At 71.1% G+C, this 11,138-nt stretch carries 8 protein-coding genes and 1 pseudogene; 6 read left to right on the top strand and 3 right to left on the bottom strand.

The window, feature by feature from the left end; genetic code table 11:
* On the bottom strand, positions 1 to 436 hold a 436-nt coding region (locus H0488_RS08560; RefSeq protein ID WP_220794345.1), incomplete at its 3' end, for a hypothetical protein.
* Positions 437 to 478: 42 nt separating this feature from the next.
* Between H0488_RS08560 and H0488_RS08555 the strand changes: the two genes are divergently transcribed.
* Positions 479 to 982 carry a dihydrofolate reductase gene (locus tag H0488_RS08555; RefSeq protein WP_183098859.1) on the top strand — a complete coding sequence of 168 codons (504 nt, stop codon included), beginning with the start codon at positions 479 to 481 and terminating at the stop codon, positions 980 to 982.
* A gap of 4 nt (positions 983 to 986) precedes the next feature.
* On the opposite strand, the gene H0488_RS08550 is transcribed toward H0488_RS08555, so the two are convergent.
* A complete protein-coding gene (locus H0488_RS08550) occupies positions 987 to 2,351 on the bottom strand; it encodes a pyridoxal phosphate-dependent decarboxylase family protein (protein ID WP_183098858.1) in 1,365 nt (454 codons plus the stop codon).
* A gap of 9 nt (positions 2,352 to 2,360) precedes the next feature.
* Here H0488_RS08550 and H0488_RS08545 point away from each other — a divergent pair, with 9 nt between their 5' ends.
* From H0488_RS08545 to H0488_RS08530, 4 genes are all read left to right on the top strand, one after another.
* Positions 2,361 to 3,305 (top strand): LLM class F420-dependent oxidoreductase, encoded by a 945-nt coding sequence (locus H0488_RS08545; RefSeq protein WP_183098857.1) that lies wholly within the window; start codon positions 2,361 to 2,363, stop codon positions 3,303 to 3,305.
* A 70-nt stretch (positions 3,306 to 3,375) separates the two neighbouring features.
* Positions 3,376 to 4,266, top strand: coding sequence for a 4-hydroxy-tetrahydrodipicolinate synthase (gene dapA, locus H0488_RS08540; protein ID WP_183098856.1), 891 nt, complete (start codon positions 3,376 to 3,378; stop codon positions 4,264 to 4,266).
* Positions 4,263 to 5,948 (top strand): ribonuclease J, encoded by a 1,686-nt coding sequence (locus H0488_RS08535; protein WP_183098855.1) that lies wholly within the window; start codon positions 4,263 to 4,265, stop codon positions 5,946 to 5,948. Before dapA ends, H0488_RS08535 begins: the two co-directional genes overlap by 4 nt.
* A gap of 103 nt (positions 5,949 to 6,051) precedes the next feature.
* Positions 6,052 to 6,612 (top strand): FMN-dependent NADH-azoreductase, encoded by a 561-nt coding sequence (locus tag H0488_RS08530; RefSeq protein WP_183098854.1) that lies wholly within the window; start codon positions 6,052 to 6,054, stop codon positions 6,610 to 6,612.
* 201 nt (positions 6,613 to 6,813) lie between these two features.
* On the opposite strand, the gene H0488_RS08525 is transcribed toward H0488_RS08530, so the two are convergent.
* Entirely contained in the window at positions 6,814 to 10,026 is a 3,213-nt protein-coding gene (locus H0488_RS08525) for a M4 family metallopeptidase (protein ID WP_183098853.1), read from the bottom strand.
* A 181-nt stretch (positions 10,027 to 10,207) separates the two neighbouring features.
* On the opposite strand from H0488_RS08525, the pseudogene H0488_RS25250 reads away from it, so the two are divergent.
* Positions 10,208 to 11,011 (top strand): annotated as a pseudogene (locus H0488_RS25250) (DNA translocase FtsK 4TM domain-containing protein); the annotation flags it as partial.
* Positions 11,012 to 11,138: the final 127 nt, after the last annotated feature.

Raw genomic sequence — 11,138 nt, 5'->3', positions numbered from 1 at the left:
GCCGCTCGACGCCGTCGGGGGTGTCGACGACCAGCGCCGGCGGCTCCTGCCCGACCCGGCCGCAGCGCGGCCCCGCGAGCGGCAGCGGGAAGCCGCGCTCGAGCCCGGACGGGATCGAGCGGACCCGTTGCCCGACGATCGGCTCGCTCAGGCGCGGGTCGACGTAGGTGATGGTGGCCGGCTCGACGTCGTCCTCGGTGCCGTTGAACACCCACACCTGCATCCGGCCGCGGGCGGCGTCGCGCGACGACTGGCGCAGCACGGCGTCGAGGGTCCCCGTCATCGGCCGCGGCGGCACCGGCACGATGGAGTACGACGGCGCCGGCTCGCCGCGCTCGCCGTCGGCACCGTCCGCGTCGTTCTCGTGGGTGGCGCACGACGCCAGGGCACCCGCCAGCGCCACGGCGGCAATGACAGATGGCAGGCTTCGTCCCATGACTGCGCGAGTGTGCCCCGGTTCCGCGATCGGCGCCACCGGATGACCCCAGGGGGCAAGACGGTGACGATGGTCGCCGCGGTGGCGGAGAACGGCGTGATCGGGCTGGCGGGCAACATCCCGTGGCACCTCCCCGAGGACTTCGCCCACTTCAAGGAGACGACCTCCGGCCACATCCTCGTCCTGGGCCGGACGACGCACGAGGGCATCGGCAAGCCGCTCCCGAACCGCACCACGATCGTGCTCACCCGCGACCCGGAGTGGCAGGCCGACGGCGTCCTCGTCGCTCCCACCCTGCTCGACGCGCTGGCGCTGGCCGACACCCTGCCCGGTGACGTGATGATCGGCGGGGGAGCGGTGGTCTACGAGGCGGCGCTGCCGTACGCCGACGTGCAGATCATCAGCGAGGTCCACGAGACGCCGGAGGGCGACACGTTCTACCCGCAGTTCAGCCGGAGCCGCTGGCGCGAGGTCGCGCGGGAGCCGCGGGCAGGCTTCGACATCGTCCGCTGGGAGCGGGCGTTCGGCTGCGGCGGGACCGGCTGAGCGATCAGCGGTCGGCCCGCGCGCGGGCCGCGCACTCGAGGATCACGGCGGCGATGCCGTCGGCGTCGGCAGGCTCCGACTTCCACGACGACACGCTGATCCGCATCGCAGGGGCGTCGTGCCACTGGGTCGCGCCGCACCAGACCCGGCCGTCGGCCTGGACGGCGGCGACCAGCGCCGAGGTGGTGGCGTCGTCGTCGAGCCGCACCAGCACCTGGTTGAGGACCACGTCGTTGAGCACGTCCAGCCCGGCGGCCCGGAGCCGGTCGGCGATCGCGGCGGCGGTCTCGCTGGTGCGCCGGACCAGGTCGGCGACCCCGGACCGACCGAGGCTGCGGAGCACCGCCCACACCTCGATCTGACGCGCTCGCTGCGACGACTGCGGCGTGTGGTGCATGGCCTCGAACCCGTCTCCGCTCGGCAGGTAGCCCGCCACCGCCGCGAAGGTACGACGCAGCTCGGCCGGGTCCCGCACGAACGCGATCCCGCAGTCGTAGGTCACGTTGAGCCACTTGTGCCCGTCGGTCGCCCACGAGTCGGCGCGATCCAGCCCGGTCACCAGGTCGGTGCGCGCCGGGTCGGCGAGAGCCCAGAGCCCGAACGCGCCGTCGACGTGGATCCACGCGTCCCGCCCCGGTCGGCTCGTGGCCCAGTCGGCGATCCGGTCGAACGGGTCGAAGGCACCGCTGTTGACCTCGCCGGCCTGCGCGCACAGGAGCACCGGTCCGGAGACGTCGGGCAGGTCCTCGGCGCGCACCCGCCCCTGGTCGTCGGCCGGGACCACGACCACCCGGCGGCGTCCGAGCCCGACGAACCCGAGCGACTTCGACAGTGTCGAGTGGCGGTGCGCGCCGACCACGACCGTGATCTCCGGCGCGCCGAACAGCCCGTCGGCCTGGACGTCCCACCCGGCCCGCTCCAGCAACGCGTCGCGGGCGGCCGCGAGACAGGTGGCGTTGGCGACGGTCGCGCCCGTCGTGAACACCACCCCGGTCGGCGCCGGCAGCCGCAGGAGGTCGACCAGCCATCGTCGTACGACGTCGTGGAGCCGGTCGGCCACCGGCGACATCACCGGCAGGGCGGCGTTCTGGTCCCAGGCGTCCGCCAGCCAGGCCGCGCCGAGGGCCGCCGGATGGACCCCGCCGATGACGAAGCCGAAGTAGTGGGCACCCGTGCTGGCGACGGTGGCGGGTGAGCCGGCGGTGGCCAGCAGCCGAAGGGTCTCGGCCACCGGGGTGCCGTCGCCGGGCAGCGGCTCGTCGAAGGCGGCGAGGCCGGCGACGGCCGCAGCGGTGGGGAAGGCGGGGCGGTCGTCGACCGTCGCCGCGTAGTCGAGGGCCGCAGCGGCCGCGTCACGGAGAGCGTCCATGATGGGAGCATGACAGTTGAGCTCCGGGTGTTCACCGAGCCCCAGCAGGGCGCGTCGTACGACGATCTCCTCGCGGTTGCCCGCACAGCCGAGTCCCTCGGCTTCGGTGCGTTCTTCCGCTCCGACCACTACCTGACCATGGGCGGCGACGGGCTGCCCGGCCCGTCGGACGCCTGGACCACACTGGCCGGTCTGGCGCGGGACACCGCGACCATCAGGCTCGGCACGATGATGACGAGCGCGACCTTCCGGCATCCCGGCGTGCTCGCCATCCAGGTCGCGCAGGTCGACGCGATGAGCGGCGGCCGGGTCGAGCTCGGCATCGGTGCGGGCTGGTTCGAGCAGGAGCACACGGCCTACGGCATCCCGTTCCCGGACACCAAGGAGCGGTTCGCGCGGTTCAGCGAGCAGCTCGAGATCGTGACCGGCCTGTGGTCGACGCCGACGGGGGAGACCTACGACTTCAGTGGCACGCACTACCAGCTCAGCGACTCGCCGGCGCTGCCGAAGCCGGCGCAGAGCGGTGGTCACCGCGGTGGGCCGCCGGTCCTCATCGGCGGGCTGGGCAAGAAGCAGACGCCGGCGCTGGCCGCCCGCTACGCCGACGAGTTCAACCTCCCGTTCGTCGACGAGGAGACCACGGCGACCCGGTTCGGGCGGGTGCGCGCCGCGTGCGAGGAGATCGATCGCGATCCTGCTGACCTGACCTGGTCCAACGCCCTGGTGCTGTGCGTCGGTCGCGACGACGCCGAGGTCGCCCGCCGCGCCGAGGCGATCGGTCGCGAACCCGACGAGCTGCGGCGCAACGGGCTCGCCGGCACCCCGCAGGAGGTCGTCGACAGGATCGGGAGGTACGCCGAGCTCGGCGCCCAGCGGATCTACCTGCAGACCCTCGACCTGGCCGACCTCGACCACCTCCACCTGGTCGCCGAGGAGGTCATGCCGCACGTGTGAGGTCTCGAGACGGTCGCTGGCGCGACCTCCTCGACCACCGGGGGTGCGGGCGAGGCGATAGCCTGACCCCATGAGCTCCGCGCCCTTCGGCACTGTGTTGACCGCCATGGTCACGCCCTTCCGCGAGGACGGCTCGGTGGACCTCGACGCGGTCCAGCGGGTCGCCCGCCACCTGGTCGACCACGGCCACGACGGGCTGGTGGTCTCCGGCACCACCGGCGAGTCCGCCACCACCACCAAGGAGGAGGACGGCGAGACCCTCGCCGCAGTGAAGGACGCCGTGGGCGACCGGGCCAAGCTCGTCGCCGGCGTCGGCACCAACGACACCAACACCTCGATCTGGCTCGCCCAGCAGGCAGCGAAGGTGGGCGCCGACGGGATCCTCCTCGTCACGCCCTACTACAACAAGCCCGGTCAGCGCGGGATCGTCAACCACTTCCGCCAGGTCGTCGACGCCGCCGACCTCCCGGTGATGCTCTACGACGTCCCGGGCCGCACCGGCAGCCAGATCGCCCTCGAGTCCTACCAGGAGATGGCCGGCTGGGAGCCGGTCGTCGCCGTCAAGGACGCGGTCGGCGACCTGCCGCGCGGCGTCCGGATCCGGGAGCTCGGCTACGCCGTCTACTCCGGTGACGACGTCTCCAACCTGGCCTGGCTGGCCCACGGCGCGGTCGGGTTCGTCTCCGTTGCGGGTCACGTGGTCGGCGACCGGCTCCGCGCGATGCACGACGCCTTCCACCACGGCGACCCGATGGCGGCCCTCGACATCTACACCGGCATGCTCCCGGCGATCGACGCGATCATGGGCGTGCCCAACTACGGCGCCACCACGGCGAAGGCCGCGCTCGAGATGATCGGGGTGCTGGAGAACCGCAAGGTCCGGTCGCCGCTGATCGAGCTCGACGACGCAGAAGTCGCTGCCCTTCGCGCGGGGCTCGAAGCGGCGGGAGTCCTCAGTTGAGTCACCCGCACCCCGAGCTCGGCACACCGCCGGAGCTGCCCGCTGGTGGGCTGCGCGTCATCCCGCTGGGCGGCCTCGGCGAGGTCGGCCGCAACATGACCGTCTTCGAGTACGACGGACGCCTGCTGATCGTCGACTGCGGCGTGCTCTTCCCTGACGAGAGCCACCCGGGCGTCGACCTGATCCTCCCCGACTTCGCACCGATCCGGGACCGCCTGGCGGACGTCGAGGCGCTCGTGCTCACGCACGGTCACGAGGACCACATCGGCGCCACGCCGTACCTCCTGCGCGAGCGGAGCGACATCCCCCTCGTCGGGTCCGAGCTGACCCTGGCCCTGCTGGGCGGCAAGCTGCGGGAGCACCGGCTCAAGGAGACCGTGACCCACAAGGTCAAGGAGGGCGAGCGCATCAGCTTCGGGCCGTTCGACCTGGAGTTCGTCGCGGTCAACCACTCCATCCCTGACGCCCTTGCGGTCGCGATCCGCACCGGCGCCGGCCTGGTCCTGCACACCGGCGACTTCAAGATGGACCAGCTGCCGCTCGACGGCCGGATCACCGACCTGCGGGCGTTCGCCCGGCTCGGCGAGGAGGGGGTCGACCTCTTCCTGACCGACTCCACCAACGCCGAGGTGCCGGGCTTCACCACTGCGGAGAAGTCGATCACGCCGGTCCTCGACCAGGTCTTCCGTGAGTCGGCGCAGCGGATCATCGTGGCCTGCTTCGCCTCCCACGTGCACCGGGTGCAGCAGATCCTCGACAGCGCCGTGAAGCACGACCGCAAGGTCGCCTACGTCGGGCGCTCGATGGTGCGCAACATGGCCGTCGCCCGCGACCTCGGCTACCTCACCGTGCCGCCGGGCGTGATGGTCGACGCCAAGGAGCTCGCGACGCTGCCACCCGAGCGGCAGGTGCTGATCTCGACCGGCTCGCAGGGTGAGCCGATGAGCGCGCTGGCGCGGATCGCCAACCGCAGCCACAACTTCGTCCACCTCGAGGCCGGCGACACCGTCGTGCTCGCCTCCAGCCTGATCCCCGGCAACGAGAACGCCGTCTACCGCGTCATCAACGGCCTGTCCCGTTGGGGTGCCCGGGTCGTCCACAAGGGCAACGCCCTGGTGCACGTCAGCGGCCACGCCAGCGCCGGCGAGCTCATCTACTGCTACAACATCGTCCGCCCGCGCAACGTGCTGCCGGTGCACGGCGAGACCCGGCACATGCTGGCCAACGGCGCGCTGGCGACGCTGACCGGCGTCGAGAACGTCGTGTACGCCGAGGACGGCGTCGTGGTCGACCTGGTCGACGGCGTCGCGTCGGTCACGGGCAAGGTCTCGGTCGGCTACGTCTTCGTCGACGGCCAGTCGATCGGCGACGTCACCGAGGCCGAGCTCAAGGACCGGCTGATCCTCGGCGAGGAGGGCTTCATCTCGGTCATCGTGGTCGTCGACTCGGTCGCCGGGAAGGTGTCCGCCGGCCCCGAGATCCACGCCCGGGGCCACGCCTGGGACGACTCGATGTTCGAGGCGATCAAGCAGCCGATCATCGACGCCGTCAACGAGCTCCTGTCCGAGGGCAACGACGACACCTACCAGCTGCAGCAGACCGTGCGCCGCATCATCGGCCGGTGGGTGAGCAACACCCACAAGCGCCGCCCGATGATCATCCCGGTGGTCGTCGAGGCCTGACGGGGCCACCCCGACCGGTTTTTCAGGGATAGCCCGGTATCGGTGAACGGTCCGGAGCGGTCGACTGGGGAGTGCACCCTCCACCAGTAGAACGGGGCCTGTCATGGACCGCACCATCCTTCGCGTCGACTCCGGCGCCGACCACGGCGCGTCGGTCACCCGCCGCCTCGCCGACGTCCTCGTCGAGCACCTCGCCCGTCCCGGCGACCGCGTCGTCCGACGCTCCGCCACCGAGGGCCTGCCCCTCGTGACGGGCTCCTGGGTCGAAGCGGCGTTCGCCGACGGCGACCGCTCGGTGTTGGCCCACTCCGACGAGCTCATCGACGAGCTCCTGGCTGCCGACGAGCTCGTGCTGGTCGCGCCGGTCTACAACTTCGGGATCCCCGCGGCGCTCAAGGCCTGGGTCGACCAGGTGCTGCGCGCCGGCCGGACGTTCCGCTTCGAGGAGCACGGCCCGGTCGGGTTGGTCACCGCTCGGCGTGCCTGGGTCGTGACCGCCTCCGGCTCGACCCGGATCGGCAGCGACCTGGACTTCAACACGCCGTACCTGCGCGCGGTGCTCGGCTTCATCGGTGTGCCCGACGTCCGGGTGGTCGCCGCGGACGGGCACGCGGTCGACCACGGCGCGGTCCAGCGCGGCCTCGAGGCGGCAGCCGCCGCCTAGGCAACGCATCCGGGCCTTGGTTTCGAGGCTCGCTTCGCTCGCACCTCAACCAGCGGCGAGGTCGACGAGCGGCGAGGTCGACGAGCGGCGAGGTCGACGAGCGGCGAGGTCGACGACGCAACAGTCCCCGCCCTCCCGGAGGAGAGCGGGGACTGTCGGGTTGGTCGGCTAGCTGCCTAGCCGTTGATCACTCGGAGCCGATCACCGACGGACGACGTCGATCGTGAACGCCTGCTTGCTGGGCAGGAATCCCTCATCGCCGCGGTACTTCGCGAGCAGCTCGTAGGTGCGGTTGGCCCTGAAGATCCGCAACACCGTGATCTTGGCGATGCCGCGGGCATTCAGGTCGTCCCGTCCGAGCTTGACCTTGCCGTACTTCAGCACGACGCGGCCGGTCGGGACGTCGCCGTCAGCGGAGACCTTGATCTTGACGGTGAACGGCACGCCCTTGACCACGGGGTCGGGGGTGACCTTCTTGACCCTGGTCTTGGTCGCGAGCGGCGCCGGGACGCAGCTCTCGACCGTCACGTTGTCGACGTACCAGCCGTCGACGCCGTTGCAGCCGTCGCGACCCAGGTCGAACCGGAAGCTCACCGTGTCACCGGCCGCAGCGATCGCGCTGAGGTCGATGATCGACGTGCCCCACGAGCCGGACAGCTGTCCGCCGTCGGTGCCCGTCCAGGCAGGCTCGCCGCCCATCGGACCGGCGCCCGGGTCGAGCTCGCCACCCGGCGCGTTGAAGAGGTACGCGTCGGGAGACACGATCTCGAACGCTCCGCCGTTCACGCTGACCTTGACGTTGCCGCCGTCCCACGTCGCCTCGGTCGCCAGGTAGTGGTCGAACGAGAGCCGCGGGCTCAGGCCGTCGGGGACGGTGATGTCGGGACTGATCAGGCCGTTGCGGCTGGTGAGGTCACCCGCACCGCCACAGACACCGGCGACCGGGTCGGGACCGAACGCGACGGCGCTGTCGTGCCCGCCGGGTGCGTCCGTGGACTCCTCCCACGGGATCCCCTCGCTGAAGGGGAACCCGAGCTCCTCGTCCTGGCTCCACCCGTCGAGACCGTCCTCGAAGTCCTCGGTGAACGAGGTCTCGGTGACGGTCTCGTCGCCACAGTTGAGCGACGGAGCGCCCGGCTGCAGCAGCGGCTCCCAGGCGCACTGCTCGGTCGGGTCGAGCCGCAGCTCGGTCTCGTTGATGGCGGCCTGGACCCGGTTGCAGTCGGCGTCGGTGGTGCCGCCCTCGACCAGCTCGGGTGCGACGACTCCGCCGTCCGCGCCGTCGGCGCGGCTCGGGTCGCCCAGGGTGACCTTCTCGATGTCCTGGCCCTGGAGTGCGGCGCAGGACGCGAGGAGCCCGTCGGCCAGGTCGGGGAAGTACGACGTCGGCGTCAGGAAGTGGGTCTGGGTGTACCAGAACAGCCACGCCGCCTTGTCGATCCCGATCGGGGCGACCTTGCCCGGCAGTCCGTCCACGAGGATCGCGAACGTCCGGTTCACGACACCCGAGTTGCTGTGCACGCCGCCCGAGTCCTCGGCCGAGCAGTGGTACTCGGCGTCGGAGACCTTGCCCGGGTCGCCGTAGCAGTTCGGGTTCCACATGTCGCGGATCGCACCACCGAACGCGGGGTCCGACTCACCCGACAGCCAGCGGTAGCTGACGTCGGTGTCGGCGGGCACCGCGGCGATGTCGAAGCTGACCGGACCCCCGGCCGACTTGAACCGCTGACCGTCCTCGAGGGTGACCATGACGCCGTAGATGTCGGCGGAACCCGACATCGAGATCGGGTCACGCCCGGCGGTGTGGTCGGCGACGACGATGCCCAGCGCACCGGCGTCCTCGGCGTTCTGCGCCTTCGTCGCGAAGGTGCAGGTGCCGCGGTCGACGAACACCCACTGGCCGGCGATGTCGCCCGCGTTCACGAACGGCAGGCAGCCGTCGCCCGTCGAGGTGTCAGGCGTTCCGTCCGGGAGCGTGCCGGTGCCGTCGACACCGATGATCGCCGTGCCGGACACGCCGGCCTGGGTGATGACCGGTCCGAACGACGCGGGTGCCGCGTTGCAGGGGCCGTCGACACTGGCGGGAGCGGTGATCTCCATCGTGACCTCGGCCCGGGTGAACTCCGAGCACTTGCCCTCGGTGCGGAGAACCAGGTCGCCGGGCGTCTCGCCCAGCTGGTTGTCGCGCGCGTTGAGCTGGTCGACGGTCTCGCCCCAGATGTCCGAGTAGGCCTCGTTCATCGCGCCGGCCTGCCACTGGTAGATCAGGCCCGAGGTCGACTCCGTGTAGGCGTGACCCCATTCGTGGGCGACCGTGTCGTCACCGGTGACGCCGGTGCAGTAGTTGGTCGAGAAGCCGTTCCAGTTGGCGTTCGGGCAGTTGATGGTCGGGTCGTTGTTGACCGTGTACATCTCGCCGCCGGCGCCGTCCCACGAGTTGTAGCCGAACGTGTTGCGGAACATCCAGTAGGACTCACCCGCGCCGAGGACCTCGTTGACCTGGTCCTCGTCCAGCGCGCCGGGGAACGCGTCGCCCTCGGAGTAGACGTGGTCGTAGTTGACGAAGTCGTCGTCCGGGTTGCCGGGCGTGCCGTTGTCGTCGACGTAGCCCTCGTAGAGCTCACGCTCGAGCGCGTGCGCCATCATCGACCACCGGTTGAGCGGCTTGTTGGTCGTGGCGTCGAGGATCACGGTCTCCCGGATGGTGCTCTTGTTCCACACCTCGGCGACCCAGGCGAGCCGGTTGTCGCCGTCGATGCCGCGGGTCGAGCCGGTGCGGTAGATCATCAGCTCGATCGAGCGGACCTTGAGGCCGACCTTGTAGTAGCGCGGCACGCCGCCGTCGTCGTAGCCGCTCGGACGGGTCTTGACGAAGGACAGCGCGCGAGCCGAGGCCTCCTCGCGGGAGAACCTCGGGGTCGTGTCGAGAGACAGGCCGGGGGCCGCGAAGCCGTTGACGACGGTCAGGTCGCCCTCACGGTCGACCTCCGCCTTCAGCTCGGCGCCGAAGACCGGAACGCCCTTGTAGGACTGGCCGAAGGTGATCGACCAGCCGATCTTGTCGGCGTAGACCTCGGTCTGCTCGAGGTCACTCGCACGGGCGCCGAACGCGCCCGCGAAGCGGTCGAGGTAGCGGGTGGCCTTGTCGATCGCACCCTGTCGCCCCTCGGCGGCGACACCTGGAAGAAGATCGGGGTTCGAGCCCTTGGCGCGCGCGAAACCGACCTTCCCCGTCGCCGGGTTCTCGCGGAGGGCGATGCCGCCGGACGAGGTGTCGCGCATCTCGTCGACGATGGACGGGTCCGGTTGTGCCGCTGGAGCGGCGGCCGCGCTGAGTGCTGGGGGCGCCGCCATGCCGGCGGCTATGAGAGCGAGGCCGAGCGCAAAACTGCGGCCCCGGTTGAGATTCTTCACCGAGGAGTCCCTTCGAAAGGATGAATTTCCGGGAGGTGTGTGAAAAGAGACACGCACCATCCGGCACCTTAGGAGTGCACCACGCTCCGGTCCACCCCCCAGTCCGACTGATTTCGATTGTTCTGGAAGGGGCGTTTGGGACTGCGACACGCTCCCGTGATCCATGGGGCTGATGTGACGAATGAGTAGGGTCGTGAACATGGCGACCCGTACGTCTTCCCCGACGCGGTCGCGCAGCAGGAGCACGTCCTCAAGCCGGAGCAGTGGCAGCAAGGCAAGCACCAGCTCGCGATCGCCCAGTACAGCCAAGCGCAGCCCGGCCACGAAGCGACCGGCCAAGAAGCGACCGGCGGCGAAGCGGAGCACCGCGAGCCGGCGCCCGGCGCCTCGTGCCGTCCGCAACGGGCCGGGCCCGGTCGCGCGCGGGTTCGCCGCGTTCGCGCGGGCGCTCGCCGCGATCTGGCTGGGGATCGCGCACGGTGTCGGCGCACTCGTGCGCGGGATCGTCGGGGGCGCCAAGGAGATCGAGCCCGAGCAGCGTCGCGACGGCGTAGGCCTGCTGATGTGCGGGCTGGCACTGGTGATCGCCGCCGGCGTCTGGTTCGAGGTGCCGGGCGGGGTCATGGACTTCGTGCGGACCGTCGTCGCGGGCACCGTCGGCAAGGTCGCCTGGTTCGTCCCGATGCTCGTGCTGCTCGCCGCGTGGCGGGTGATGCGCGACCCCGTCGCCAACGGACCGGTCGGCCGCCAGGTGATCGGGTGGACGACGTTCGCCTTCGGCCTGCTCGGCATCGTGCACATCGCCAACGGCAGCCCGCAGCCGGTCAGCGGCGACACGTCTCCGCTGCGCGAGGGCGGGGGAGCGATCGGGTACGTCGTCTCGGCGCTGCTCCTCGACCTGCTGCGCTCGCCCGCGGTCGTCGTACCCCTGCTCCTGCTGCTGGCGTTCTTCGGCGTCCTCGTGATCACGGGCACCCCGCTCTACCGGGTCCCGGACCGGCTCCGCGAGCTGAGCGACACCCTCCTCGGCCGTCACCACGCGACCGACGACGGCGGCGAGCCCACCCAGCCGATCCGGCTCAAGCGCGGCTCCGGGGACCCGGCCGACACGA

Source organism: Nocardioides pelophilus, from assembly GCF_014180685.1.
In the GTDB taxonomy this organism is placed as follows: domain Bacteria; phylum Actinomycetota; class Actinomycetes; order Propionibacteriales; family Nocardioidaceae; genus Nocardioides; species Nocardioides pelophilus.
Note: the sequence above shows the minus strand (reverse complement) of the source record. Positions and strands in the feature narration are given on the sequence as shown.

Bases quoted from the DNA above. Each gene is read 5' to 3' on its own strand.
- H0488_RS08550 (WP_183098858.1), bottom strand. From the start codon at position 2,351: ATGGACGCTCTCCGTGACGCGGCCGCTGCGGCCCTCGACTACGCGGCG.
- H0488_RS08545 (WP_183098857.1), top strand. From the start codon at position 2,361: ATGACAGTTGAGCTCCGGGTGTTCACCGAGCCCCAGCAGGGCGCGTCG.
- H0488_RS08530 (WP_183098854.1), top strand. From the start codon at position 6,052: ATGGACCGCACCATCCTTCGCGTCGACTCCGGCGCCGACCACGGCGCG.
- H0488_RS08555 (WP_183098859.1), top strand. From the start codon at position 479: ATGACCCCAGGGGGCAAGACGGTGACGATGGTCGCCGCGGTGGCGGAG.
- dapA (WP_183098856.1), top strand. From the start codon at position 3,376: ATGAGCTCCGCGCCCTTCGGCACTGTGTTGACCGCCATGGTCACGCCC.